The 26,112-nt window shown below is 43.6% G+C and carries 27 protein-coding genes; 25 read left to right on the plus strand and 2 right to left on the minus strand.

Features of this window, described 5'->3' with window-relative positions; genetic code table 11:
- Window positions 1-775 precede the first annotated feature (775 nt).
- Window positions 776-934 carry a hypothetical protein gene (locus N7386_RS22960; protein ID WP_248088628.1) on the minus strand — a complete coding sequence of 53 codons (159 nt, stop codon included), beginning with the start codon at window positions 932-934 and terminating at the stop codon, window positions 776-778.
- A gap of 188 nt (window positions 935-1,122) precedes the next feature.
- Between N7386_RS22960 and N7386_RS22965 the strand changes: the two genes are divergently transcribed.
- From N7386_RS22965 to N7386_RS23085, 25 genes are all read left to right on the plus strand, one after another.
- Window positions 1,123-2,415 carry a hypothetical protein gene (locus tag N7386_RS22965; protein WP_259476993.1) on the plus strand — a complete coding sequence of 431 codons (1,293 nt, stop codon included), beginning with the start codon at window positions 1,123-1,125 and terminating at the stop codon, window positions 2,413-2,415.
- Window positions 2,415-3,893: a hypothetical protein gene (locus N7386_RS22970; RefSeq protein ID WP_259476991.1), complete on the plus strand. Its 1,479-nt coding sequence runs from the start codon at window positions 2,415-2,417 to the stop codon at window positions 3,891-3,893. Before N7386_RS22965 ends, N7386_RS22970 begins: the two co-directional genes overlap by 1 nt.
- A gap of 8 nt (window positions 3,894-3,901) precedes the next feature.
- Window positions 3,902-5,122, plus strand: a complete 1,221-nt coding sequence (locus N7386_RS22975; protein WP_259476988.1) for a hypothetical protein — start codon at window positions 3,902-3,904, stop codon at window positions 5,120-5,122.
- Between the two features lies 1 nt (window position 5,123).
- Window positions 5,124-5,825: a hypothetical protein gene (locus N7386_RS22980; protein ID WP_014611637.1), complete on the plus strand. Its 702-nt coding sequence runs from the start codon at window positions 5,124-5,126 to the stop codon at window positions 5,823-5,825.
- Window positions 5,825-7,648 (plus strand): ATPase, T2SS/T4P/T4SS family, encoded by a 1,824-nt coding sequence (locus N7386_RS22985; RefSeq protein ID WP_259476985.1) that lies wholly within the window; start codon window positions 5,825-5,827, stop codon window positions 7,646-7,648. The genes N7386_RS22980 and N7386_RS22985 overlap by 1 nt, the downstream gene beginning before the upstream one ends.
- Window positions 7,645-8,715, plus strand: a complete 1,071-nt coding sequence (locus tag N7386_RS22990) for a type II secretion system F family protein (RefSeq protein WP_014611639.1) — start codon at window positions 7,645-7,647, stop codon at window positions 8,713-8,715. Before N7386_RS22985 ends, N7386_RS22990 begins: the two co-directional genes overlap by 4 nt.
- Before the next feature lie 121 nt (window positions 8,716-8,836).
- Window positions 8,837-9,364, plus strand: a complete 528-nt coding sequence (locus tag N7386_RS22995) for a prepilin-type N-terminal cleavage/methylation domain-containing protein (RefSeq protein ID WP_259476981.1) — start codon at window positions 8,837-8,839, stop codon at window positions 9,362-9,364.
- A gap of 18 nt (window positions 9,365-9,382) precedes the next feature.
- The gene (locus N7386_RS23000; protein ID WP_014611641.1) at window positions 9,383-9,916 is read left to right on the plus strand and encodes a hypothetical protein; all 534 of its coding nucleotides are present in this window, start codon (window positions 9,383-9,385) and stop codon (window positions 9,914-9,916) included.
- 31 nt (window positions 9,917-9,947) lie between these two features.
- Entirely contained in the window at window positions 9,948-10,904 is a 957-nt protein-coding gene (locus tag N7386_RS23005; protein ID WP_259476978.1) for a type II secretion system protein, read from the plus strand.
- 90 nt (window positions 10,905-10,994) lie between these two features.
- Window positions 10,995-12,278 carry a trypsin-like serine protease gene (locus tag N7386_RS23010; RefSeq protein ID WP_259476977.1) on the plus strand — a complete coding sequence of 428 codons (1,284 nt, stop codon included), beginning with the start codon at window positions 10,995-10,997 and terminating at the stop codon, window positions 12,276-12,278.
- Between the two features lie 66 nt (window positions 12,279-12,344).
- On the plus strand, window positions 12,345-12,872 hold the full coding sequence (locus N7386_RS23015; protein WP_259476976.1) for a hypothetical protein: 528 nt from the start codon (window positions 12,345-12,347) through the stop codon (window positions 12,870-12,872).
- Between the two features lie 191 nt (window positions 12,873-13,063).
- Window positions 13,064-13,339, plus strand: a complete 276-nt coding sequence (locus tag N7386_RS23020) for an RAQPRD family integrative conjugative element protein (RefSeq protein WP_259476974.1) — start codon at window positions 13,064-13,066, stop codon at window positions 13,337-13,339.
- A gap of 9 nt (window positions 13,340-13,348) precedes the next feature.
- The gene (locus N7386_RS23025) at window positions 13,349-13,588 is read left to right on the plus strand and encodes a DUF3262 family protein (protein ID WP_014611646.1); all 240 of its coding nucleotides are present in this window, start codon (window positions 13,349-13,351) and stop codon (window positions 13,586-13,588) included.
- An 18-nt stretch (window positions 13,589-13,606) separates the two neighbouring features.
- Window positions 13,607-13,993 carry a DUF2976 domain-containing protein gene (locus N7386_RS23030; protein ID WP_014611647.1) on the plus strand — a complete coding sequence of 129 codons (387 nt, stop codon included), beginning with the start codon at window positions 13,607-13,609 and terminating at the stop codon, window positions 13,991-13,993.
- A complete protein-coding gene (locus N7386_RS23035) occupies window positions 13,993-14,388 on the plus strand; it encodes a DUF3487 family protein (RefSeq protein WP_014611648.1) in 396 nt (131 codons plus the stop codon). Before N7386_RS23030 ends, N7386_RS23035 begins: the two co-directional genes overlap by 1 nt.
- Before the next feature lie 2 nt (window positions 14,389-14,390).
- Window positions 14,391-15,110 (plus strand): PFL_4703 family integrating conjugative element protein, encoded by a 720-nt coding sequence (locus N7386_RS23040; protein WP_041412245.1) that lies wholly within the window; start codon window positions 14,391-14,393, stop codon window positions 15,108-15,110.
- Window positions 15,111-15,113: 3 nt separating this feature from the next.
- A complete protein-coding gene (locus N7386_RS23045) occupies window positions 15,114-15,944 on the plus strand; it encodes a DUF3438 family protein (RefSeq protein WP_279771391.1) in 831 nt (276 codons plus the stop codon).
- A complete protein-coding gene (locus N7386_RS23050; RefSeq protein WP_014611651.1) occupies window positions 15,941-17,425 on the plus strand; it encodes a TIGR03752 family integrating conjugative element protein in 1,485 nt (494 codons plus the stop codon). The genes N7386_RS23045 and N7386_RS23050 overlap by 4 nt, the downstream gene beginning before the upstream one ends.
- Window positions 17,403-17,795: a Conjugative transfer region lipoprotein gene (locus N7386_RS23055; protein WP_014611652.1), complete on the plus strand. Its 393-nt coding sequence runs from the start codon at window positions 17,403-17,405 to the stop codon at window positions 17,793-17,795. Before N7386_RS23050 ends, N7386_RS23055 begins: the two co-directional genes overlap by 23 nt.
- Window positions 17,796-17,806: 11 nt before the next feature.
- Window positions 17,807-20,623: a conjugative transfer ATPase gene (locus N7386_RS23060; RefSeq protein ID WP_014611653.1), complete on the plus strand. Its 2,817-nt coding sequence runs from the start codon at window positions 17,807-17,809 to the stop codon at window positions 20,621-20,623.
- Window positions 20,624-20,652: 29 nt separating this feature from the next.
- A complete protein-coding gene (locus N7386_RS23065; RefSeq protein WP_195742684.1) occupies window positions 20,653-21,099 on the plus strand; it encodes a DUF1525 domain-containing protein in 447 nt (148 codons plus the stop codon).
- Window positions 21,086-22,099 (plus strand): TraU family protein, encoded by a 1,014-nt coding sequence (locus tag N7386_RS23070; protein WP_014611655.1) that lies wholly within the window; start codon window positions 21,086-21,088, stop codon window positions 22,097-22,099. Before N7386_RS23065 ends, N7386_RS23070 begins: the two co-directional genes overlap by 14 nt.
- A 48-nt stretch (window positions 22,100-22,147) precedes the next feature.
- On the plus strand, window positions 22,148-22,549 hold the full coding sequence (locus N7386_RS23075) for an H-NS family nucleoid-associated regulatory protein (protein ID WP_014611656.1): 402 nt from the start codon (window positions 22,148-22,150) through the stop codon (window positions 22,547-22,549).
- Between the two features lie 1,107 nt (window positions 22,550-23,656).
- The gene (locus tag N7386_RS23080; protein ID WP_197721454.1) at window positions 23,657-24,067 is read left to right on the plus strand and encodes a superinfection immunity protein; all 411 of its coding nucleotides are present in this window, start codon (window positions 23,657-23,659) and stop codon (window positions 24,065-24,067) included.
- Between the two features lie 410 nt (window positions 24,068-24,477).
- On the plus strand, window positions 24,478-25,083 hold the full coding sequence (locus tag N7386_RS23085) for a hypothetical protein (protein ID WP_279771394.1): 606 nt from the start codon (window positions 24,478-24,480) through the stop codon (window positions 25,081-25,083).
- Between the two features lie 3 nt (window positions 25,084-25,086).
- On the opposite strand, the gene N7386_RS23090 is transcribed toward N7386_RS23085, so the two are convergent.
- The gene (locus tag N7386_RS23090) at window positions 25,087-26,010 is read right to left on the minus strand and encodes an IS5-like element ISSpu11 family transposase (RefSeq protein ID WP_069455281.1); all 924 of its coding nucleotides are present in this window, start codon (window positions 26,008-26,010) and stop codon (window positions 25,087-25,089) included.
- Between the last annotated feature and the right edge of the window lie 102 nt (window positions 26,011-26,112).

The raw sequence follows: 26,112 nt of genomic DNA on the forward strand, positions 1-26,112 counted from the left end.
ATAGTGTTCGCCAGTCTCTGTGACCATTGAAAAGTAAATTGCGTAAGCTCACCCATTTAGACTGGAATACATCAACTGGTATACCAACCACAGAGACTGGTATATATCTGCACACTAACTGGGATAGCTTTCACACTAACTGGTATATTGTTACAGATACTGGGATATTTTACTTTTTGACGATTTCTACCCCATAAAGTGCAGGTTAATTTCATTACTATGCAGGGAAATTGCGATGATTACAGATACTGGGATAAATAATACAGACAGTGGGATAGTTAACACAGATACTGGGATATTTTTTAAAGGTGATTTGAATCCCTTTAAGGTAGAAAATTGAGACTGAAGCCCAACTAATGAAAGTGGATCATTTACACCGATTTATAGGTGTGCATAAGAATCAGAATAGCTTCAAACCCTTACAGAGACTGGGATACAAAAAATAATCAATTACAGCTACTGGGATAATGGGACTTTAGAAACTGGTATATCAGACGATAGAGACTGGTATATATTTTTCAGAAACTGGTATAGTTTTCACAGGAATTGGGATAGTTTTTAATGGCTTCCTAGTATCTTTAAGTATCTTTAGATACTTAAAGTTAAAGCATTCTCTTTCGCTTAGGCTCAGTCGAAGGAACAGGGAATCTCAAACAACCCCTAGGGGGTTTGTTTTCGATACCCGTTCATATATTAAAAAGCTTCATTTTCTGCACTATAAACCTACCATTAGATCGCAAAGCAACTTTTTAGTTCATTGGTTTGATCTAAAGGATCATGCTTGATCAATACCTTTTAAAAAGGCTTTTTTCATTGCTTTAGAGTAGTAGCCAAAGAAAATCTCTAATAAGCAAGATACTACGATCATACCTGCTGCAATTTTCCATACGCCTAGTTGCTCAATTTGTTTAATTACTAAACCTGCTAGTTCCATATACCACCTCAATCGAAAATTTTATTAAATACATTTTACCAGGATGCCAATTTACTGAAAGAACTCTATAAATTTGCAGTCTGCAAATTAAAAAACTCTGTCAGCTAACCAAAATCAACCCACACCTTTCGAGCACATTTTTCTCTTGTCGTTACCATCACGATACTCATTAGACTTGGAACGATTCAATGAAACTCAAATTATTAGCAGCCAGTGTATTGTTTGGCTTGGCTGGTTGCTCAATGAATACCGGGATAACTGGTAAGACTGATATTTTTCATGCAGATGCAGGTGCATCGCTAAGATCGACCACTGAGGCATTAGCAGCAAAGTACAATCTAAAATCAATTCAGTGGCACAAAGATATTACCCCTACAACTCCACCATTAACCTTACCAGTGAACATTAATGTTTCTGAATTGACTGCAGAATCAGCCTTTGATGCATTGTATGAAAATACGCCGTTTTTGACTTATGTGCTCAAAGGAAAAAATCAGCTTTTAATCACTCCCTATAAATTGTCCGTTCCTTCATCAGAGCAATTTGTTTCTGTTAAAAGCCGTGAAGCCGAAGCAGCCAAAGACTTGCAGTTGAGTGCATTTACTGAGGGCAGAACCATAAATCCTGTATCTACCAATATTGGATTAGGTGAAGCCTCTATTGCACCTACTCAAATTATGACTGATGAAGAAATGATCTTGGCTCGGTACACCGAAGGTAATTCCTACCAAGCGGAAAATAACCAAGTCCAATCTATACCAACTGAGCCAATCATTCGGCAACAAACCGAGAGTCCTGTTAATAACTTTAAAGGTGAAGCTGGAATTTTAAGGGGTTCTGATTATTCAATTTCCAAGACTGAACCAACAGTAAATCAACAAGTAGATAAGCCTATGCAAGAGGAAATTAAAGAGTCTAAACGCTTGAATAATACAGTTTCTACTTCTCCAAGTGAAACGTATGCAGCGACGATTAGACGCTACATGCGCCAACAAGGTCTGCAAGTTATGTGGGAAGTTGATAACCAGGTCGCTGGTATTTTCAGAAGCAACCCAAAACAAGCAACAGCACTTAATGCTAACTCTGTAAAAGAGTTTGCTACAGGGGTTGCCGATTTAGTCAATGCCACAAATGAAGATGGCAAACGCACTTATGCATATATCAATGAAGGTCAAGGCTATGTTGTATTTCATCAATTCCTAGGTGGGGCTAGTGACGTTCATGTATTCAACATGAAAAAAGGTTTGCTTTCACAAAACTTATCGGAATTGGCCGGGGAGTTTGGTTGGTCTTTCAACGCTGAAAGCGGCTGGCTTGCTGACGACGATTGTATGATATCGGTTGATTACCCAATCGTGACAAGCAACAACATTGTTAATTCGGTTCTTAAAGCAACTGAAAAATGCGTAAGCGTACAACCCCGCTTTTTAGAGACTAAGCAAGAAGTCTATATCGTGTCTGCTTCGGAAGGTCTGAATTAATGATTAAACGTACAAAACTAGCCGTCTGTATTGCAACAGCTTCTTTGATCACCGGCTGTGGTTCAACGGATTTTCTAGATCAAAAAAATGCTGCTTTGGATACTAAGAGCCAGCTTGAGGACATTCGGGCAAACCAAAGTAATTTATTCGTTACTGCGCCGCCTACGAACTTTGCAAAGGTAAAGATTAAGAAGGCTGTGAGTTGGACTGACTCTGTGCCTGTAAGCATGAATACTATTGATGTTCCCTTGTCCGTGGTAATGCAAGACATTAATCGCCGTTTAAAGACAGTCGTTTATTGGGGTCGTGATACTAACTCGGGTGTAAAGGTAAGGGTGAATGTTAATGGCACTCTGAGCGATTTAATTGCATCAATTGAAAATCAGACCGAATACAAGCTGGACACTTCTGTCGAGAACACTATTTCAGTTCTTGCTTGGGAAACCAAAACATTATCTTTGTTTAATTTAGTTGGTCAGCATGACTTTTTAATTGGTAAGAACACAGCCACGGATATTACCGAGGGTCAGGATACAAGCGCAGAAAGCTCAAGCGGCGCATTGTTTAACGCTGACCAAGATCAGTTTGCAAACATCAAAGCCACAGTATCTAGCGAAATCAAAGATGCCGTAAAAGTCATAGAATCCATGATGGGTGAGAAAAATGTCAACGGTCAGGTTCATCCAAATATCGCAAGTGGGACTCTGACTGTTACGACTAAACCGAGGATCATGCGTGACGTCGAAAATTACGTAAAGCAGCTAAACGCGATGTTTGGCCAAATGGTTCGCATTGATGTTCAGATCATCACATTCCAATCGAACCTTGATAACAGTTTTGGCGTTGATTGGAACATGGTGCGAGAAACCACTAAAGGTACTCTGAATTTCACTATCCCAAGTAGCGGCGAAACGAGCGGCTTGACCTTTGCATCGACAGATAAGTTATTTAATGGCTCAACCGCTTTAGTCAACGCTCTTAAGACACAAGGCAACGTATCACTCGTAACAACCCCGTCTATGCTGGCAATTAATAACCGTGTTGGTGAGATTGAGAGCCTGCGTAAAGAGGCTTACGTCAAAGATATTACGATGCGCGAAGCTACAAACGAGGACAGTAGCACTTATTCAGAAGTTAATCAGGGCGTTGTAAGCGAAGGTTTCTCAATGAGGGCTCTGGTCAAAATTGATGGTGATGAAGTGCTAATGCAAATGTCAGCCACTATTTCTCGCCTGGGTAATTTTGGCACTGTAGAAATGCCGACTATCACCCTTAAAACACCGAATATGTCTGAGGACAGATTCAACCAACCATTGAAAATTCAGAATGGCCGGACAGTAATTTTAAGTGGGTACACCCAATCCGCTGTAACTTCTGAGCAATCAGAATCATTCAGAAACCCATTGCTAGGTGGCAATAGTGGTAAAGAACGCAAGAGCCATACCCTTGTTTTGGTTACACCACGGATTATTAGATAGGAATCACAATGGCCAGATTTGTTATTCCATCAAAACCAGAGATCCGTAAACGTAAGGTTATCCGCTCTTACTTAAAAAATCAGAGCGGTGGTTACATGGCTTCATTATGCCCCGACCTCAAAGATGATCAGGTTCAGTTAATCGTTAGAAAGTCTGAAAGATCTCTTGAATGCGACGCTCTTGCTTACCAGTACGGGAAGCGGCACAGAAACTTTGTTGCTATAGGTCGAGCTAGCAATGACGACGATCCGCTTAAATCAACTTTGACTTTCATTTTTGTTAAGGATTTCAGCATAACAGCCACTTACGAAGCAAAAATGCAGGACGCATTTATATCCGTATTCAAGAAGGCTGTTACTTCGCACGATAGCAGAATCGTAGCCACGGAAGGTATTGACCTAGGGTTAATTTGCTCATTAGCGAAAGCGGAGCAAGCTAAATTGCATATTGGGCATGAGCAGGTTGAACCAAGCATTTTGGAGCTGTTTACTTATTCAACAGTTTCAGAATTGCTTGCGTCAAACGGGCGAACATTTTCTGAATCTATGCTCAACCTGACTTATGCCGGGCTGTTTGGTCTTACTGCATTTGGTGCCTATAAATTTTACCAATCTATGCAGGTTGAACAAGTTGAGTATAAGACAAGTGATGAATGGAAGTCCTACCGGGATGCCTTGACGGGTCGCCACGTTGTCGAGGATTTAAACAATGCTATTAGCACTTTTGCGACTTTTGAAGGACTGAAAAGTTGGTCAGTTGAGAAGTACCGAAGCAACGAAGTGAATTTCTCTATCGAATTGGCCAAACAAAGCGATGTTGCTACTTACACAGATTTAATTTTGTGGAGCAGACAAAGGGAACTTAAAGAGGTCGCCATTAGCGGTGATGGACTAGCTACTTTTGAGTCGGCGCTTCCTGAATCTAAAAGCGGTGATTATTTCAAGGCGTTTAAAAAATATCAGATTGATACGGTACTGAACATTGCTCAGCTCAACGACCTATTAGCTATTCATGGCCAACAAGCGGTTGAGATTTCTTCGATTGAGCCAGTGGACAAGTACAAGGCGGTGAGCCTGACATTAAACCTTGAAAACCTGACTGTCATGCAAATCAGCGATATTTATGCTGTCTTTGCAAATATCCCCTTAATTTCAATCGACTTGTCAATTGATAAGGTCGATCAAACCACATTCAAAATAACTCATAAAATGAGATTGGTAGGTATTTAACGTGAACACTAAAGACGTAGTAGTTGATAAAAAATCAACTGAGGTAAGCCCAGTTGCAGCAGTGGGCATTATCGGTGTAGCGATTGCGATTGGTGCATATTTTTTAATGGACTCTAGCTCAGCAAAACCCAGTGGTGAAAATGTAAAACAGATCATTACTCAGGTTAATGCTCCTGAAATAGAAGGGGCTCCTACGCTCTTGCCTTTAAAAGTTCAAGATATGGCGATGTTTAATAATGATTTAATCAAGAAACGATTAAGCACGTTATTGAAAGAGGAAGAAGCGAAAGAAACACAGGCCCAAGTCCAGATTGCAAAAAACAAATCCGAATTAGCTGATATTTCTCCTGATGGAGCCCAAACAGCTAATGCTTTTGGGCATTCAAATAAAAATATGCCTGCTTACGTAATGCCTGAACAAGTAGCTTTGACAATGCCAGTTAATGTACCAGCTGAATTGACAGCTGCGACGAAAGAGCAACTAACAGTTGAAGCGAAATCCTCAATTCAGCTTTTATCAATTGCGACTATTCATGGAAGCCTCGAAGCCACCATCTTAGTGAATGATGAAGTTAGCACCATTAATGAATTTGGCGTAACTAGCGGCAAGGCCATTAAAAATCTGATTGTTAAGAGCTTAAGCGATTCTCAAGTGTGCATTGCTATCAACAAGAAAGAGTATTGCTTAGGGCTGGACAAGTAATGAAAGAGCCTTTGACACCTACCGAATTGCAGCACATTGACGTTAATCTCGTTGATGAAGCCGAAATTCAGTTGCTACCGGATGATGTTCAACTGAGTGATTGTGAAACTGCGAAAAGTCGAAACTACCTCGATGACGGATTAAAAATTCCGATAGCAACGGACTTTGTAGACGGCGGCTACTCGATTTTTAAGAACGAAGAAATCTTGAATAAATGCAAGGAAAATGGCATTTGTTTCGTGACTGAGGACTTCTGCATTTTTACTTCATCTTTCAATCATCCATTTATAGATGAATTGACAGCTGAATTAGAATCTTTCGGCGGCGACAACCGCTTTGTAAGCATCCGACTGGCCGAACAGAGGGCTATTGATAAGATTTTGATGATCCCCAATAACGCATTGTTGATCACATTCAAAATCGACTCAGGTGATGCAATTGATGAAAACTTAGGTCGCGAAAACTTAGACGAACTTCTCAAGGAAGCGCGGGACAGGAAGATTGCCGATATTCATATCTTTGTTCGCACCAGGGAGGAAGGGGCAAAGGATGAAGGTACAGTCGTCAAAGGCCGTATTGCTGGCAAGTTAGAACGTATCTACACAGCAACCCGCAGTGATGAATACGGAATGCTGATCGGCGGCTACGTTTTTGGCTCTATCGCTTCCGAAGGTGCCAAGGGTATGTTCTACCCAAACGAAGCTGACGAATCGAGTTTTACTTGGCGCATTGCTGGCCGAGATTTACGCTATCGCGCTTCAACTATGCCAATAAAAGGCGGCTGTAAAATCGTTATTCGAGCACTAGATCCATTTAGTGACAAGATTCCACTACCTAAGGAATTAGGTTTTTTACCAGCTCAAACCAAAATGCTGCACAACATCATTGGCTTGCCATACGGCGGCTTGTTAATCACTGGCCAAACTGGTTCAGGTAAAACGACAACACTCATGTCAATGATCAACTTGGTTCCAGAGTCTCGTAGCGTTCATACTTTGGAAGATCCGGTTGAGTGGTCAAATAACAAGATTGCTCAAACCGAAATTAACTTGAGCGGTGAAGAAGATCAGTATGGCGTGACCATCGGATCATTCGCTTACTACGGTAAACGACTACTGCGCCAAGACCCCGACATTGTGATGTTCGGTGAACTCCGCGATAAACCCACAGCCGATGTTTTTTATCGCCTTGCTTCAACAGGTCACTTAGCGTTGGGCACGATGCATACCAGTTCAGCGCAAGGTGTTATCAGCGCAATGATTGAATACTTCGGAATGCATCCAGCCCAAGTAGCTGACGGTGACGCCTTCACCTGCTTTATGCATCAAAAGCTCGCTAATAAGCTATGCACTTGCGCTCGCAAGCATGATGTTCACAAACACGAAACTGAAAAGCTACTGGTGAAGGCCAAAGCATTTAGACGTTTTGATGACGAATTGCATTACACAAAAATGATGGATGAAATTGCACTTGCTGAGCGTTTAATCGACGGTTACGAAGATTTGCTGTACCGCAATGAAAATGGCTGCGCTATCTGCAAATATCGTGGCTTTGATGGGTTAACGGTATTGGCTGAATTCCTCATGCTCGATGACTCCATTCGAGAGTTAATTCAGGCTAGGGATATGGTTGGCATTAGTCGATATTTGGAGAAGTCCAAATACCCAACTGTTCGTGATCACGCACTTTATTCGGTGAAGAATCGAATTATTGATATTCACGAAGCCTGCGACAAAGTGGCGAATATGGATAGTTCAAACGCTAAGAGCTTTGACTACAGCACTTTGAACCAAGAGCTACTTAGCGCAGGAGCGGCAGTATGAATTTAGATATAGCTTCCTATTTGAATACCGCAATTTCAAGTTTTAAGAAAAAGCAGAAATACAAAGGGTTCAACATTGAACAACAAAAGCAATTCTTAGAGGATTTCAAGGACGGTATTGCTTCTAATCAAGCCCCCATAGTGATTGTTCAGCATTTACGAACATTCTCTAATGGTGCCGCAAAAAGGGCTGCAATTGACATTCACAAAACCCTAAACAGCGGCAAACCAGCCTCTGTAGCTTTTAGCGGCTGGTTTGATGACACCATCATTCAAGCGATTAGGGCTGGTGAGAAGCGCCGGGCTTTGCTCCCGGCACTGGACAACGCAATAAGCTCCTTACAACGCCGCTCAAGCGTTATGAGCAAGATATTTGCTAAAAACACTTACCCACTCGTAATGATGTTGGTCGGTATGAACGTCAATGTGGTGGTGTATTTCTTCATTTTCCAAGAGGCTGCACTTAAAACCCCTGTTGCTCGTTGGCCAATGGTGAGCCAGTGGTCTTATGGCTTTTCTGAACACATGGTCAATTTTGGAACCGTGTACCTAGCGTTGATTTTTGTATTATTCAAGTTGAGCAGCTTCATGCTGGCCAACTGGACAGGGCAATTTCGTAAGAAGGTAGATAACTGGCCTATATTCCGTCACTACCGAATGATGCTCTCTACTACGTTCCTAAGTAGCCTTTCGATGATGCTGAACTCTCAGATTCGCTTGGTTCAAGCCATTGAAACACTTTCAAAAACCTCAACTCCTTATATGCGCGATTTTTTAAATCAAATCGCTAAAAAGGCAAGCAGCTCCGGTTTAGGGCAAATTCTTGATGTAGGGCTCCTTACCGATTCAGAGGTGTCACGCCTCAAAACGCTAACGGCGAAAAATGCTGGCCAAAGCAGCGTATTAGAAAGCAGCTCTATCAGGCACGACAAGCTACTGGATAAGGCGATATCAAGAGCATCCATTGTCATCATGTTAGTCGGATACTTCGGCGCAGCAATGTTCATTTTACTGGCATTTGGTGGACAGTACGCACTCCAAATGATGCGAGCAGGGATGACCTTTTAGGTTTACGCCAAAAACCAACCCATGTCTTTTCAGAATAATTTTAGCTCCCCATTTACCATTTCAATCAGCTCGCTTACCGAACATTGAAGTAAAGAATTTTTATCATTTATTAGAGGTTTCTATGAAGTACAACTTAGGCAGTAAAAAGAACAAGCAAAAAGGTATCGCGCTTGTTGAATTAATTACAGCGTTAGTAATCATCGGTGTTATCGCTGCAGCAGCTGCCGCGCTTATCCCAAAAGTACAATTTATGCAGCAGAAGCATCAAATTGGCCAGGCTGTGGATGCGATTGCTACAGACGCCTTAACTTTCCGTGGTATGCGCCCTTCATACCCATCCACAATTTCAATCTCAAACCTTTGTGCAGATGGTTTGCTGAATACCTCAATTTGTGGAACCGCAAAAACTGGCGTTGGTGCTAACCCATTTGGCGGTGATTGGACTCTTACGACCTCTACCAAATTAGGTGCAGGCCATATCACAATTGGCTTAACTAACATTCCTGACGAGCGATTCCAAGAGCTTGCAGATACTTTAGCTGCACGTTCTAAAGGAGCCTGTACTCGCGCAGACTCTACCTGCCCGACGATCACCCAAACTGCACCAACCACTAACGCTGCTGGCGGCGTTATCAAGATCGACATTTAAAACTTAAGGTTGCTGTAAATGAAAAAATGCCAAGGTTTCATGCTATTAACGCTATGCATTGCTTTTGTCGTGGCGTCGGTATTGAGCCTTGGCATTCATCTTTTGATCAAGAGCAACACTAAAGGCCATGCTGAAATAGCCAAGCTGCTGCAACAAAAAGAAGAACTAGAGTTTGCTCTCGCTGGCTATGCAAATACCCAAATTCAAAATTGCACTTCCGTAAGCACTAATCTGACAGTTGCAACCCTATACTCAAATGGATTGCTAACCAGCGATCCATCACTTGCGCCCTTTACCACACGCTTTGTGTTCTCCACGGCCACCGATGCCAGCTCAAGGATACTTCCTTACAAGGTTACTGTGTATTTCTTGCTGACAGACACCGAATTTACCAAACGTGCCGCCGCCGCAATCGGCGCAACCAAATTAAATACCTCAACCAATGAGTTCGGATTCGATATTTCCTTAAAGCCTTCATCAAAATTATCCCGGTATTCGGATTACGTCCAAGAAAACTCGAAATCAGGGAACTGGTGTTTTGAGTCGATATAAATCCAAATCAAATTACGAAGTGAGCTGAAAATTGAAACGCAGTAAACAAAGCGGTTTTACCTTAATTGAATTAGTTGTTGCCTTGGGCGTTATCAGCATCTTGAGTGCTATCTACTTTCAAACCAAGCAAAACGACGCTTTCGAGCGTGAGGCTCAAGTGGCCGCTGACGGTATCAACGAACTCATTACAATGGTTCAGGCTTTTGAGCATGACTCACTTAATACGGTAAACACAAAAGAGCGTTTCCCGTCTGCCATGAGCGATTTAGTCTCTAAGGGCTACGCAGACGCTTGCACATCAAACAGCTTCACGGTATTGGGTACTTGCCGCCCAGTGGATTACACGTTTTGGGGGGACTCAATCACGATAACCAGTTACGACGAAAATCTCTCTGCATCGCCAGCAGTACGAACTCATGCTCAAATCAAATATCCACTCACCAAGATTACGGATGCAGCCAGAAGAAAACGCGCTGCGGCTTATATCGTTAGAACTATTCCATTTGTTACCGTGGATGCCGCCAAAACGTACTTAACTATTCGAGTGAACCGTAGCGGGGCAAGTGTGCGCTCAGACGTTTTCTTGCGTAAAGACGGTGACACCCCACTAACGGGCGATTGGAACGTAGGGAATTACTCAATTGCAAACGCTAAAAACGTTTTAGTCAGAACTCAGGACGGCAGACAAATGAACCTGGGGGCAACGGTGATTTCAAGTTTTGCGGTTGCAGTGACCAGTGGCGCGGGAACGAAGGTATCTATGCCAAGCTGTCCTACTGGGCTGACACCTGCAATTTCAACAGCCGTAAAAACTGTGGCAGGTGACGAGTTTACAACCCTAGGCGGGGTGTCGAGCTATTACACTACATATGCAGCCTCTAAATATTGGCAAGTATTTATCAAATACAGAGCACTTGATAAAGCGACTAATAAGTGGAAGGATTTTTACAAGGGCGAGGTGAACGTAAATATATCCTGCATCATTTGATGGCATTGCATAATACAAAACAATAAGTTAGGAGACATTTCGGTGCGCTCTGATATTATTTTTCCATACAAACGAGATAGGTAGTACGTTATGAAATTATCAAAGATTGCACTAGCCATTACAGCTTTAACCATTGCTAACTCAGCCCTTGCGGTTACGGAAAATTACACCGCAGTTGAGCGCGTGAGTCACGATAGCTCAACCGTTATTCGCGGCATCGACTGGCGAAATGGCTCTAACGGAAGCTGCACAGGTACGGTTATCGCGGGGAGGTGGGTATTAACCGCCGCTCATTGTGGTAAAGGCACATACATTAATTCAGCTTACGGAAACGGGGCAAGCGTTCTTAACACCTATGTTCAAACAGGTTGGAGCGTCGATAACATGAAGTTAATGGACGTTGCCTTTTGGGAGTTATCGAGCGCCATTCAGCACTCCGATTTTACGCCAATCTCCACGGTAACGCCTGCGGATAATGCTCTGCTTCGCGTCTACGGATTTGGCGGTACAGGCACCAATCTTGGGTATGCACAGCTGCGCCCGTTGGCGAATTGGCATTGGGGTGGCGATTTTGCGCCCTATACCAATACTCTCGGTGAAGAATGTTACACCATGCCATATGCAATCTTGGATGATGGTTATTGCGAAAGAATCCCTCCATCATTAATGGTTACTTATCAAATTGGACAAGGGACAACAACTAGCGGTGACTCGGGTTCAGCGTACTTAAACGAACTCGGTTATGCGGTGTCGGTGACTCATTCTAACTCACCTTGGGATATTGCGGGAGCGACTTGGGAATACCACGCAACCGAACCCACGGATGCTGATTATTACAAAGAAGTGGCTAGTCCTGATTATGAGCTAGTTGGTGACGGCGGCTACTCAAACCGCTTGGCCTTCCCATTAACTCAGCAATTCATTTTAGAAACGATTAACGGCTGGAACTTTCCATCGTGGGTTAAGAGTGTGAAAACGGGCGAGACTGTGACAGTAAAAGTGCAATCTTTACACACTGAAAACGTCAATTTGCTAAACACAATTTCATATACCGGCGATGTAACAGTAGATATTAATTCGATTAGCTGTTTTGCCCCTGAACAAGATGATGTTAAAGCGGCTCACCACAGTGCAGACAGTGTTGCACCGTTTGAGGTTTGCCAAATGAAAGTAACGAGTAACGGCGGTCAAGGTGAAATCACTTTGGATGGTCAGCAATCTATTCGCGTAAACGCTTGGGAAGTCACCCCTGATAACGGTAATGGCGGTAACACTGGTGGTTCTAAAGAGGAATCAGGCTCTAGTGGTGGTTCATTAGGTTACAGCCTAATCGCGTTACTTGGTCTGGCCTTTAGTCGAAAGCTGAAAAAGTAAAATAGGTGGTGTGATGGGCGTCCTTCGGGGCGCTTATTGCGTTTTGAGATTTAAGGAGTTTTAGAAATGCAAAAAACAAAATTCAAGACCAGCTCAACATCAATGTTAGTGGTTGCTATCGCCGCAACACTTGCGGGGTGTGGGGGGGTCACCGCTGCTGACATATCATCCCTAGCCGTACAGTCCAATAGTTATTCGAGCGTAGCGGCGGCTGAGGGCAACGCAACAACCTTGCTAGCAGGGACTCCTTTGCCGACCGCCGCTGGCAGCGGTACAAAAAGAAACTACGAATTACTTTGGAGTCAAGCTGGGGGTTTATCGACTGGCGATATAGTGCTATCAAAGTCCTTTAGGCTTTTTGATGAAATAGTAACAATTGGCTCCAATGACAATAACACCTATTACCAGCATTACCGATTCACCCCTGCTGAGTATGACATAGCCTCCGCAACAACAACTCGTGGATTGGTTACGTTTTATGAGCGTGATTCAGTGTCGTGGAACGGGCTTTTTATTTCTGATACAGTTTTTGACACGATTCAAGAAAACGCAAAGCTCCACGCAGTCTATGGTGTAACATTTGAAGAAAAATGATAGGGAAAAACGGTCATTTCGATGGGTAATGCGGCTTTACTGCCGCTAGCCAGTTAAGGGCGCGAAAGTCGAAAAACTAGCAACCACTTTGAGGTTAAACGAAAACCCTACTTTTTATCCATGCCAATTCTGACAGGCAAAACCCTAGCAATTAAAATCCCTCAAACTGACCTTTTGTGGGATTTTTAATTTTGAAGATTACAAAACTATTAACCATTAGCTTGCTACTAGCTTCAAGTGTAACACAAGCTGCCGATGCGACTAGGGAACGAATGGGGCTTGAGGTTATGCGTACTCAAGTTTCAAAGCTATTGGAACAAGCTCAGACAATCAAAATGCACTCTGACCCTAATGCAAAAGTGCAGTTTAACTACTCGATAGTGGAGCGTCAGTTAAAGCAGTTAGAGTCTGATATTGACGCTTATCTAAACGCCCCGTTAACGCCTCGCCCTGTGCCAGTTTTTTAGGGATTGAATATGAGCGTTACAAATACTTCGGTCGGAGCCTGGGATGCAACAGTTGCTGGTGCAGCTAAAGCAAGCACTCTCTCCACGACCTTAATTGTTATCTACACCATTACCATTTTTCTAATTGGCGCTTGGTTCTTCCTTGGTCTGTTTAGGTCTTGGTCACAAGGCAAATTAGATAATCTGGACGTTATGTTTTATGCATGTCGATTTATCGGATTGCTGATTTTTACCACGTTTTTCTTTTAACCCTTTGCGAGTAACAAAATGAAACTAACTCAAATTATTACTAAGAATAAAACCCGTTTATTACGAATGACTTGCATGGCGGGGATCTCTGCTTTGCTAGTTCATTCAGGCATTGCCAGCGCCGTTGATTTGCCTACTGTTGACGTTCCTAGCGGTAGCAGTACCGACTATGTAGAAGTCGCAAAAAACATCATTTTGGCTGTATTCGGCATCGTGGCAATGATTATCGGTATTGCAGCGTTTATCGTCACTGCTAAGGGCGCTCTACAGGCATATAACGAATGGCAAGAAGGGAAGCTGCCGTTATTTGGCTTTTTAACTCGTGTTGCTGTTGCAATCGGCGTGTTGATTTTTGTGATCTTCCTACTCAGCACAATTATTGATGCTGCTGATTTAGAACTGTAATGGCCGTTGAGGATGAAGGCACTCAAGTTGTATTGCTTGAGGATTTGGACAACGACCCGCCAATTTTGCGCGGGTTAACGTCCTCTGAGTTGGCCATAACTGCCGGAGTCTGCGTTATCAGCAATGTCATTATCGTTGGCATTGCTTTCTCTTTAGCTTTCTCAAAATTCTTCGTTGGAATGGGCTTTGGGATGCTCACTGGATTAGGTCTTGCTTGGGTTATTGCAGGCAAGATTGGGACGCTTAAGCAGGGACGCCCAAGCTACTTGCTATGGGGTGAGATAAAGAGAAATTTGCAGATTGATGGGATAAGCGTTTTTGGTCTGTTTAGGCTCAAGTTCGATATGGGATTTATTGGCACAAAAACTTGGGATAACTGCTCACATAAAGAATGATTATGGAAAATAAAACAAGCACCACGGCGAAAGCCAGCGACACCAAAAAGACGACTGCTGTTTTGAAAAAAGGTAGGGCAAGCAAGCCAAGAAACCCTACTCATAGATCACTACCAAAGAAATACTACAAGGCTGAGGCTGAGGAACAGTCACATATCCTGACTTTACGAGTTGGCGGTGTGACGTTGGCTGTTCTACTCGGAATGTCGCTTTACGCAGCAAGTAAAATCCCTGACGAAATCACTGTTCATAACCCACCCAATATGGAAGTTGGTTCGACTCGCAAGTTGAAAGAGATCCCTCAGTACAGCCTCTATAGCACCGCGCTTTACATTTGGCAGCAAATCAACACTGCCAATGATATGAGCAAGGATTACAGAAATAACGTCGAACTTAAATTCTCTAACTACATTTCTCCCGAATTTGGGCGCGAACTGGTTGCTGCCAGTGAAAGAGAAGATAAAGCCAATAAGACTGGCATTTCTCGCGAATTCAGGGAAATGGACGGCGCTACTTGGAGCGAACAGCGAGTATTCAAGCTCACTCCTGATAAGTGGGTTGTTTACGTGGACGGAACGATCAAGGAGCGTTTAGCTGGCCAAGTGGTGCGCGAAGTCAACATTCGTTATCCGCTGGTACTTGAACGAGCTGACTATAACCCCGCCAAAAACCCAACTGGCCTAAAAATCGTAGGCTTCCACGAACAACCGAAAAGGCTGTAACCGATGAAGAAAATGATCCCATTGCTGCTTTGCGCTTTGCATTCAGCAAACGCATTTTGCACACAAGCCTTTGAGTGGGACGGGACACCGATTAATTTAACTTTGGCTGTTGGTGAAGAACGCTTGATTAGGTTGCCGGATAACGCTCAATTTAGACTGCCGACCGAACTAGCTAATCAAATTAGCGTGACCTCTGCCTCTGGTATTTTGTACGTAACAGCTTATACCCCGATTACTGACGTACCGCTTGATATTCGTCTTGTAGAGTCAGGCGCTATCATCAAAACTCGCCTGACAACCATCAATGAAGGGCAAGACAACTCGGACGTAAAGATTAGCTTGCCAAAGGTGCCGGAAACATCGGCTGCATCTGCAGCCCCAAGCAAAGCTGTGGGCATCAATGCGCCTCAACAGTTTGATCCAATCGCCATGATTCGGTTTGCGGCTACCCGTAACCTTATGCCTCAACACTTATGGCCTAAGTCCGGCTCCATCACGCAAATACCTACTCCAAAACAGTTGAGGCTAGATCAGCTTTTTTATGGTGCTTCTGCGGGTGTATTTGATGCAAAAATTCTGGAAACCTACAGACAGGGCTCAATGGTTTTAAGTGTTATCCACTTAACGAACAAAACCCCATTCCCGGCACCGATTGACTTTGGTGATATTTCAATTGCTTTCGATTTCGCTTCTGTTCCAGAGCCATATTTTGCACTGGGAGTGAATGGCTCGACTAACGATTTCAGCATTATGTACCTGATCACTCAGGGCGAGTTAGCGCCGCTGGTACTGCAAGTTGATCCAAGCGCCTTGCCGCTGGAGGCCGCAAAATGAAACAGGCCACATTCAAATTAGCTACCCTGAGTGCAGCTATCGCTTTGTCGCTCTCGATTGCAGGATGCAAAGAGAAAAAGTTAGAGGCAGTACCAGCAGACCAAGTAGGTATGAAAACCAATACCGCTCAAACTCAAGCGGAAGTCAGTACCAGCACTGAGCAATTAGAGACAATTTCAGCTCGTTTGAAAGCAGTTGAAGTTATCGAGCAACGACTGTCTACCATTGAAAAACAAGCTGCTGAGGCGCAGTTAGCCCAAGAACAAGCGAAAGGAAAGGCAAAAGGAAATGATAAGTCGGTTAAAGATGAACTGACTGAATTAGGCGTTTTCGACAAGCTCAACAGGGTTGAGAAACTACTCAGTGGTAAAGACACCAAGCATAGCCCTGATTCAGATGAAACCGATTACACGCAGTACGGCGTCGCGCCAAGCGTACCAGTGACCATCGGCGGTGGTGAGCGGTCTAAGCCGAACCTTGTTAAGCCAACAATTAATGATGTTGGTGAGCAATACACGTTACCCCGCGCACCATCCACTATCGCCGGAGCAAGAACGGTTCCGTCAGGCGATTGGATTATGCCTATTGATGCGGTCATGCCTTTAGATCCAAAAAAAGGCAGTGTTAGCTACGCATTCGACTCAAAAAGCATTGAGCACAAGAATTTTGGGACAGGACCGACTTTCCAGACTGCAGATAGCAAAACAGAAACACCCGCGGCTAAACCTGAACTGATTAAGTACGGGACTATTGCTCAAGAATCTACGTTGTTGGACTCAGTAACAATGACGGCACTGATAGGTCGTATTCCGGTAAAGGGAACGCTGGTAGATCCATTTGAATTCAAAGTTCTGATCGGAAAGGAAAACCTCGCAGCAAACGGTCTGTACGTCCCCAATCTTGAAAAGATGATAATGCGCGGCGTGGCCAAAGGCCATTACACCGAAACGTGTGTTAGCGGTGACATTGTGGCGGCGACATACGTTTTCACCGATGGAACCATTCAAACCATAAACGCCAGCGACATTAAGACTGGGAACGGGGGTTACAACTCTAGCGGCCAAGTGACACAGGAACGGCTTGGCTGGCTCTCAACTCCCGGTGGAACCCCTTGTGTACCGGGTAAATATTTTAGCGATGCACCGGAGCTAATTGCGGCTCAAGGTGGTTTAGCGGCACTTGGGGCATTTGCTGCAGGTCTTGCGGAAAGCGCGAAAGTAACGGAAGGGACTGGGGACTCAAAAACTACATCGGTTAATGATTCTGGTAAGTACGCCTTGGGTCAGGGTGGAGTCGGTGCAGTAAACACCCTAACAGAATGGATTAACGATATTAAAGAAAGTGCCTACGGGATCGTCTTTGTCGAATCCAATCAGAAAGTCGCGATTCACATTACCAAAGAAATCCCAATCGACTACAACCCCGAAGGCCGCAAGTTAACGTATCAGGAATATACCAATGAAAAAACGCAACTGGATTAGTCTGTTGGCTCTGACTGCGATGCTCGGAGGCTGTAGCAGCAATAACCCTGCTGAACCTGTCTTGCCAGAATCAAAAGTAAGCATGAAAGAGGTCTATGAGGGCGCAATTTATAGTGAAGCTAAGGCAAGTAACTTAGTCCTTAAGCGTCCAGCGACCGACACGGAACGTAGTATCGACCCGTACATTTTGCACAATACAAAACGGACTCACTTTAAGAAACTGGATAACCCAACTATGTATCTATTCGTGAACACGCACCTTTCAACAGTTTCACGAGTCCCAGTGCCTGCGTATCTGACCGAATTTAAATTGTTGGAGCGCGACGAATACGCTATGCCCGGCCAAATCAATTTATCCAATTGGCGGTAGGGTAGGTAAAGATGATCAGTAATGCAATCCGCTCATTGCTCGGACAAAAGCAACCTTTATCAAAAAAGGACGTAGAGAAACTGTATAAGCGTGATTTACCTAGTTTCCCTGACCTACTACCTTACACCGGATATGACTCAGCAACAGGGACATTCATTCTTGAAGATGGATTTAGCCGCGCCAAAGTCTTTACGGTAAACCCCTTGCCGACCGAAGGGAGAAGCCCTAAAACGCTGGTTGGGTACCGTGAAAAGATGAAAGAGTTTATTGAACAGACTTTCACTGAGTTACCTCTGAACGGTGGCCAGTGGGTTATTCAGCAATTCTCATTTGATGACCCACGTATTCACGACTTGGCAGACCAGATTGAAGATTACGCAGCCCCACACGCCAAAGGCACTGTTTACACAACGGCTTATGCGGAGATGATGCGTACCCATTTAAAGGGGATTAGCCGTAAAGCTGAGGGCATATTCGTTGATAACGAAGTGACAAGAGCTGCATGGCGTGGCTGTTATCGTCGCACGAAGCTGGTGATCTATCGTCGTTGCACAAACTCGGACATGAAAGATGCTGAGTTCTGTCCTGCCGCCGAAGTGAATGAAATCTGTGAGCAAGCAGTAAAGACTCTGACAAGTGGAGGGTATGTTCTGAAAGAGGATACCCCGAAAGAGTTTTTCGGTTGGCTAATTCGGTTTTTCAATCCACAACCAGATTCGGATGATCCAGAACATTACTACAAGACCTATGAAAGCATTTTAGCGCGTGAGGCCGATGGTGAACTGCCAATTAAAGGCGCACTCACTGAGGCGCTTATTGGTACACCCCCAAGGTCGGATAATAAAAACAACTGCTGGTTTTTAGATGAAATTCCAACACGCTTTATTCGTATCGCTGGTTGTCGGAATCCACCTCGGATCGGCCAGTTAACGGGTGAAGTAGTCGATGGTGTTGGCGAGAACCAACGCATTGAATGCACCTTGGATAAAGTGCCGCCTAACTCAATGTTTGCCTCAACGACAATTATCTGCCCACAAACAGATTTTGAGTTGCTTCTAAAACGTCAGGCTGATAATGCGGTCGGTGATAGTTTGGCTACGGCGCGTAAGCAAGAGGAACTACAGCAAGTCGCCGCTGAGTTTGGCCGCTCTGATTCGATTGTACGTAACTTTTCAGGGATCTACGTAAGCGGTAAAAACTTGACTGAACTGAGAAAGAATTCTCAGCAAGTGGTTACAGTTTTAAGTAATGCTGGAATGCGCCCAATTAAAGAAAAGGCAGACTCATTCGGCCTTAAAGCCTTTATGTTATCAATGCCAATGGTATTTAACCCTGCAATGGATAAGGGCAACATTTATCAAAAACCTACCTGGGCTCAGCATGTAGCTAACCTTTCATTTGCGTATGGGCGAAGTGAAGGTTCCGGTAATGTGGGATTCAGCTTCTACAATCGAGGTGGTAGCCCACTGTCTGTCGATCCGTTGAGTAAAGCGGATAAAACATCAAATTCATTTGGTTTGGTACTAGGCGCTCCCGGTTCGGGGAAGTCTGCCACGGCTAACGCCCTACTCGCACAGATAATGGCAGTTCATCGTCCTAAGGCATTTATTATCGACCCCGGCAACTCATTCGGATTGATTGGCGATTGGATGGAACGCCACGACCTGACAGTAGAGAAGTTATCGTATTCCCCTAGCTCAAAATCGACATTGGCCGTGTTTAAGGACGCCGCCAAACTCTTAGTTGATGACATGGCTATCGAGCAGGCAGAGCAAAACGCGAGTAACGTGGGCGATATTGCAGAGCTGATTAGCTCCGAAGGCGACATTGACAAACTGAGTGAACCGGATGATGACGCAGATCGCGACGTTCTAGGTGAACTTGAGATCATCGCCCTCATTATGATTACAGGTGGTGAAAAGCGTGAGTATGAGCAATACATGCGTGCAGACAGGCAGTTACTACGCAAGAGCATCATTGAGGCCGCAAAGGACGCAAGAGAACAAGGGACTATCACTCGCCCAAGTCATGTTGTTGAGCGATTAGCCTCAGCTGCTCGTGGTGAGTGGGGCGGCTTTGACGAGAAGCGCAGAAGCGCCGCATCGAGCATGGCTGGCGGCATGGCTACTTGGTGTGAAAGTGGGACTTTTGAAAATGCAGTATTCAATTCCGCTGACGGTGACGGCATCCCGGACGCAGACGTTGTAATTCTGGACGTTGGCCATTTCTCTCGGTCAGGCTATGAAGCTCAAATGGCAACCTGTTTGACGGGGTTGCTACAGTACATCAACAACTTGGCTGAAAAGGAACAGCACTCAGGCCGTTCGATTTTACTGTTTATTGACGAAGCTCACTTAGTCACGGTAAACCCGCTACTTGCTCCGTTTATCATTAAAATGGTCAAAATGTTCCGTAAAATAGGTGTGAATCCTTGGTTTATCACTCAGAACATTACTGACTTCCCTGCAGAAGCTGAAAAGCTGTTAACGATGATCGAGTGGTACATTGTGATGCTGGCTTCCCCTCAGGAAGTTGAGTTAATCGCTAAATACAAGTCGCTTACAGAAGAACAGGTAAACATGATTACGACTTGTAAGAAGGAGGACTTGAAGTACACCGAAGGAGTCATTCTCGGTAAGAAAATGCAAGAGATTTTCCGCGCCGTTCCACCATCAACAATTCTAACTTTGTCCCAAACAGATAAAGAGGAAAAGACCAAGCGAGCTAAAACCATGCGCGAAATGGCAGAACTTGGCTTACCGAACACAGAAGTTGATGCGGCCATTTATTTAGGGCGCAAGTTGGATGAGTTGCGAGGGATCATTTAATGCGGGTTCACAAGCTCCGGGGCGCAGCCATGTTTGGCGCCCTTCTTTCAATTTTCAGTATGCAAGCTCATTCGGATAGTTGGATACCGGCTAAGGTTGAGGTGTTTACACCTTACAGCTTGGCTGAACAGGTTGTAAATGTCCCCCCGTCAGCTAATGGTCTTGAAGTATACATAATCGACAATGCCGATAGGTTAGAACAGGAGGCCAGTCTGTCATTACCGCCCATTACTCAAGTAGAGGCTGCAAGCGATGAAGGGCTTGAGCGTTATAAGCAGCGCATAGTTAACCAAGTAACCGCTCTAGCGACAAAACAAAAGCCGGAATTAGAAAGTGCATGGAAAGGGCTAGGCAAGGCAACCACCTACGGCCTAACCCGATACCCTGCCGTGGTTATCAATGGCGAATACGTTGTTTATGGCGTTTCAGTAAATACAGCAGTTAATCAGTGGCGAAACAGTCATGCAGAAAATTAGATTAGCCTTAGCTGCAATGATTGTTTCTATGTTTTTAGGTTTTGCTGGTAACGCCAGTGCCGACGAGGGTAAAGAAGCCGAGGCATTAGAAACTGAGTTATCGGAAATTTATGCTGCAGGCATGGATTTAACATGCATTGATTGGAAGCCTACAGGCATGTGCATTTGGCTTTATGTGAACTGGCCAGTAGTGAGCATTCGGTACTCTACGCTTGTAGAGTTCTATTCGCCGGATGCGCTTACTGAGGTTTATCACAAACAAAGCAATACACCTTTGCTTTCTGGGAAATTGCAAAACTCGGTGTCCAATACCCTTGGCAGCGCTACAGCTGGTTCGCTTGGAGGGCTCCCGCTCAAGCTGGAAAACAATTCATCCAGCACAGAAGGGTTTCGTAGTGCTCACTTAATGGGGAACCCAATGCTTAGCTTACATAACTCTGTTCTTGGCGGTGTATTGGGGAATGTGGGTTATTGTGAGTCGCCAGTTAACCCGCTGCAGACCTATTACCATTCGGATTTAGATTGGTTTGAATGGCGAGCAGGCTTTATTGAAGCATTACTTTACTTCCCTAACATGCTTAAGCGAGTTTATGACGGTTCGGCAATGTGGGGCAGTTTATATCCGCGAGTAGGGTGGGGGACTAACAATTCTTCACCATTTATTAGTGCTGCAATCACTTCGCTTAGGGCGGCAAATATCGTTTCAGGTTATGACAGTTTCAGCTCTAATCATATTCAAGTCCCTATGCCAGATGAGAATCCAAGATTTTATTATCCGCCTAATACAAAGCCAAAAGTTGATATTGAAAACGGCAAATGGAAAGCGTTATGGCCAGCACCGACAGATAGTTGCTCCGTACTTCCAATTAGCGGAATAACTAGCGAAATCGGAACAAATGAACCTTATGTTCAAAATAGAAATTATGTCTTTATGCTTTGGAGGAAATACACATGCTGTAAGCGTAAAGGCCAAAAATTAATAAGCGTTGTCGGCGGTTAAATAAAAGATTAATATAAATTAAGATTTTATTTTCAAAAAGGAATCATCATGTCGGAAGTTGAAATAACAGAATTTCAATCTATTTTATTACATGCAAGAAGATTTAAAGCGTCAGTAAAAGAGCTGACAACGCAGCAATTAATTGAAGTACAAGAAAAGTTAAACGCTATTGTCGAAGATCGCAAAGCAGCTGATGAAGCATTGAAAGAGCAAGAACAAGCGAAACTGGCTCAGATTGAACAGCTCAAAAGTTTGATCGAAGAAGCGGGGCTGTCTCTTGACGACTTAAGCTCTACACCCATTAAGCGTGAGCGTCAGCCAAAACCGCCCAAATATGCGATCACTGTAGATGGAGAGCAAGTCACTTGGACAGGTCAAGGGAGAATGCCGAAACCTATAAAAGCGGCGATTGATAACGGTGCTAGTCTTGAAAGTTTCTTAATTAAATAATCGCATCTACAAAGTTATTTATTCAGATTCTACAAAATGATGAACCAATATTAATCATTTGCAGAATGCAATATTGAAAATAATTGGTATCTAATCGCAGATTGCCAGCTATAATTCACACACCGAAAACAAAGGCTGAGCTGTAATGGTGTAGCCTTTTTAACTATTTATAATTTATGTCATTTGGTCAATTAATTAAGTCATTTAGAGCCGATAACGGTCTTAGTCAAGATGAATTTGCTCATTTCCTTAGTAGTAAAACCAATGGGCAATTCGATGTTGGCACTATAAGCAGGTGGGAGCGTCAAACTAATTCACCCAGTTTAACTAACCAATTCTATTTTCTTAGGAAAATGGGGGTTAAATTTTCTGCTGGTCAATTGTTGGATTTTAAGAGCGGCAAGTCAAACAATGAAGCATTAGAACTTCTATTGCGGCGATATAACCGCTTTGCAGGCTTATCGGATAAGCCTTATCGAGCTGAATTTACTCAATTCACATACACGGACTCAACGGAGCTTGAGTGCCTATTACAAGACGAGCAACTTCGAGATTTCGACTTAAAGTTTAATGGATTGGATTTCTACAATAAGATCCCTCAATTTGTGAATGAAGTTGAGTTATTTGGGGCAAGAATCCTTAAGTTGTGCGTTTATATAATAGTTTGATAATTCTTAATAATGTTTGATCATTTATATAATAGTTTGATATTTTTTGGCTCTTTTGGTGAATGTGCGGATTAAGAGTTAGCACATTTTTGCCCCTTTATCAGTTTCGCATTAAAAGGGCAGTTAGACCAAATAAAACTTTAGCTTTAGCTAATGAGAAAGTGCTTTGCTTCGGATAAATCATATCTGTTCCATCTTTTGCTAATATCTAAGGAGTAAAATAGTTTAATCAAGTAATATTTTTTATTTCTATCCCATAGAATTGATTGCCTTCTTTTACCACTGTAAACTTGGCGGCGGATTTCGGCTCAAAATCTACAACAACGTCGAATTCCCCGATGAATTTATCGCGTCAAATGAAGCCACAGTGATCAAAATTATGAGCTAGGTTTTCTGGTGTGTCAGTGCTAAACGTTTGGAATAATTAAAGGAATTTATAATGTTTTTGATTAGATTGTTGACACTAAGTTTATTAACTGTTTCGTGTTACGGTATGGCACAAGGTCAAGCAGAACAGCTAAAAGGGTTTGGTATATTTCTTATTTTTCTTGTACCAATCCTTATGTATTTTTGTCCTATGTACGTAGCATATTTTAAAAAGCAACCTAATTTTTATTCAATCTTCACTCTCAATCTCTTTTTAGGATGGACTCTTGTAGGTTGGGTCGTTGCACTGATCTGGGCATTAAAGAGTCACGAACCGATAAAAACGATCAATGTTACAGTACCAGAACCGACACCTGCACATCCAATACCAGCATCACCAAAACAAACCAAACAATGCCCTTATTGTGCAGAAGATATATTAATGGCCGCCAAAAAATGCAAACACTGCGGAAGTGAAGTTTAAATATTAAAGGAATGATCAATCACATGGATGATTTAACCGCAGACTTTCGTGAAATAAGTGTGCGGGTTGAAGGTTTAGCGTAATTCTGCCCCAAAGTGTGCTGGCCTTGGTATATCCAGAAGGAAGTTAAGCTGCCATCAATTAGTGACTAAAAAATTGTTTAAGAGTAACGGCTAACCTTTGGCACTTTTGGTACGGTTGAGCTTAGTGGTTATGGTGGCTTTGCTCTGAAGGATCCCCTCATAAATCAGCCATAGCATAGCCATATTTGAGCAACTGATTGGCGAATAATACCCAGGCCGCCAGCAATTCTTTCTCCGAAATATGTAGCTGTAATTGACTGCTAAATTTGTATTGACCATTTCACTCATCTCTTACTACTATTCAGGTATCACAATTCGGATATCTGTATGCAATTTATCACATCTCAAAAATCTGAATACCATCAATGCCAAGTTTTTATCGCAGAAGACCTATCTTTATTGCTGCTTCCAACATTGTTCAGTAAAGCCATTAGTCGAACGGGCGTTGTGTGGAAGAGAGTGACTTGCGATGGAGAGAATAGGTTTGCATTGACAAGATATAAAGAAGAGGAAATATCCGATGTCACGATAACGATACTTCATAATAGATTAAAGCACTTCTTCAACTGGTTAATTCAATACAGTCAAGCCAATAGCCAAGTCAGTATCGACAGGCACCACAACATTCCTGAGGAATTATTAAACCACTACATCAACACGGTCATCATTGAAGAGCAAGGAGCTGGGGAGCACACGGTAGAGCAGTATTTGATGGCGCTTCGGGATTATTACAATTATCTCGCGATGACAGGATTTACCAATGCCAAAGATATTCGGGTAAAACCTAGGTTAAAGTCGGTAATCAAGAGAAATACGAAACGCCGTACCGCAGTAAAATACCTGACTCCGGAATTGCGTTCCATTTTGTACCGCAATACCGAGGCTTTGTTTCCTAAATCGATTCAGCGAGCAAAGCTCCTCATAATCGTTTGAATATTAAACTACACGGTAAGTTTCAGGCATGCCTAGCCCAGTGAGTTTGTTCAACGCCTTTATCATCGCGTAAGTTTCTCCTACCTGACCGTTATAATTTCGCAGGCTCAATCTGCCACCAAGTAGTTGCTTCACTCTGTACATTGCTGTTTCTGAGATTGACCGCCGATGATAACCATACCGTTTTTTCCACTGTTTATTTGAACCATGAAGCTGTTGCCAACTGACCGCTAAGTTACGCGGATGACCTTGTTCCCAGAGCGCGGCACCTTCCCTCGGTGGAATGAGTACTAAAGCCCGTTTTCTACGAACGGCATCGTGACAGGCTCTTGTGTCGTAAGCACCATCACCTGAGATATTGCGGATTTTGCGATGGGTTTGCTTGAGCAAATTCGGCATAACTTCAGCGTCAGTGACACCGGATAAACTCAGTTCCGCTGCAATAATTTCATGGCTATGGGTATCGACAGCGATATGCAGCTTACGCCACACGCGGCGCTTGCCATCTGTGCCATGTTTCTTCACTTTCCACTCACCTTCGCCATAAACCTTCAAGCCTGTCGAGTCGATAGCCAAGTGCTCAATGGTGCCACGCGTCTTGGTTTTAAAAGCAATCTTGACGGTTTTAGCGCGTTTGCTGATGCAAGTGTAATGTGGGCACGAAAGCGGAATATCAGCCAGTTTAAACACCGAGTTGATAAAGCCTTGTAACGCTCGTAGTGGCATCGAGAAAACACGTTTAACCATCAGCGCGGTGGTAATGGCTAAGTCGCTAAATACGCGTGGTCGACCTTTCCTTGGTTGCTCGGCCTTAGCTTTCCACTGGGCGATAGCGTCCTCATCAATCCAGAAGGTAAGTGAGCCACGATTGATCAGGGCTTGATTGTATTGCTTCCAGTTGATTGTTTTATATTGAGGTTTTGACACGATTGATGGGCGAGTTGATGGGCTATGTCGATCAGATCACCAGCTATGGTTTTAGTTCAACTGATTTAGGAAACAAAGCCCAATACCGACAGTCTTCGAGAT

It is taken from the genome of Shewanella sp. GD04112, from assembly GCF_029835735.1.
Lineage (GTDB): Bacteria > Pseudomonadota > Gammaproteobacteria > Enterobacterales > Shewanellaceae > Shewanella.

Coding starts and splice junctions, on each gene's coding strand:
- N7386_RS23045 (WP_279771391.1), top strand. CDS start 15,114: ATGAAGAAAATGATCCCATTGCTGCTTTGCGCTTTGCATTCAGCAAAC.
- N7386_RS23000 (WP_014611641.1), top strand. CDS start 9,383: ATGAAAAAATGCCAAGGTTTCATGCTATTAACGCTATGCATTGCTTTT.
- N7386_RS23010 (WP_259476977.1), top strand. CDS start 10,995: ATGAAATTATCAAAGATTGCACTAGCCATTACAGCTTTAACCATTGCT.
- N7386_RS22960 (WP_248088628.1), bottom strand. CDS start 934: ATGGAACTAGCAGGTTTAGTAATTAAACAAATTGAGCAACTAGGCGTA.
- N7386_RS23030 (WP_014611647.1), top strand. CDS start 13,607: ATGAAACTAACTCAAATTATTACTAAGAATAAAACCCGTTTATTACGA.
- N7386_RS22965 (WP_259476993.1), top strand. CDS start 1,123: ATGAAACTCAAATTATTAGCAGCCAGTGTATTGTTTGGCTTGGCTGGT.
- N7386_RS23070 (WP_014611655.1), top strand. CDS start 21,086: ATGCAGAAAATTAGATTAGCCTTAGCTGCAATGATTGTTTCTATGTTT.
- N7386_RS23080 (WP_197721454.1), top strand. CDS start 23,657: ATGTTTTTGATTAGATTGTTGACACTAAGTTTATTAACTGTTTCGTGT.
- N7386_RS22990 (WP_014611639.1), top strand. CDS start 7,645: ATGAATTTAGATATAGCTTCCTATTTGAATACCGCAATTTCAAGTTTT.
- N7386_RS23055 (WP_014611652.1), top strand. CDS start 17,403: ATGAAAAAACGCAACTGGATTAGTCTGTTGGCTCTGACTGCGATGCTC.
- N7386_RS23065 (WP_195742684.1), top strand. CDS start 20,653: ATGTTTGGCGCCCTTCTTTCAATTTTCAGTATGCAAGCTCATTCGGAT.
- N7386_RS23075 (WP_014611656.1), top strand. CDS start 22,148: ATGTCGGAAGTTGAAATAACAGAATTTCAATCTATTTTATTACATGCA.
- N7386_RS23060 (WP_014611653.1), top strand. CDS start 17,807: ATGATCAGTAATGCAATCCGCTCATTGCTCGGACAAAAGCAACCTTTA.
- N7386_RS23025 (WP_014611646.1), top strand. CDS start 13,349: ATGAGCGTTACAAATACTTCGGTCGGAGCCTGGGATGCAACAGTTGCT.
- N7386_RS22970 (WP_259476991.1), top strand. CDS start 2,415: ATGATTAAACGTACAAAACTAGCCGTCTGTATTGCAACAGCTTCTTTG.
- N7386_RS23040 (WP_041412245.1), top strand. CDS start 14,391: ATGGAAAATAAAACAAGCACCACGGCGAAAGCCAGCGACACCAAAAAG.
- N7386_RS23015 (WP_259476976.1), top strand. CDS start 12,345: ATGCAAAAAACAAAATTCAAGACCAGCTCAACATCAATGTTAGTGGTT.
- N7386_RS22985 (WP_259476985.1), top strand. CDS start 5,825: ATGAAAGAGCCTTTGACACCTACCGAATTGCAGCACATTGACGTTAAT.
- N7386_RS22975 (WP_259476988.1), top strand. CDS start 3,902: ATGGCCAGATTTGTTATTCCATCAAAACCAGAGATCCGTAAACGTAAG.
- N7386_RS23085 (WP_279771394.1), top strand. CDS start 24,478: ATGCAATTTATCACATCTCAAAAATCTGAATACCATCAATGCCAAGTT.
- N7386_RS22995 (WP_259476981.1), top strand. CDS start 8,837: ATGAAGTACAACTTAGGCAGTAAAAAGAACAAGCAAAAAGGTATCGCG.
- N7386_RS23050 (WP_014611651.1), top strand. CDS start 15,941: ATGAAACAGGCCACATTCAAATTAGCTACCCTGAGTGCAGCTATCGCT.
- N7386_RS23035 (WP_014611648.1), top strand. CDS start 13,993: ATGGCCGTTGAGGATGAAGGCACTCAAGTTGTATTGCTTGAGGATTTG.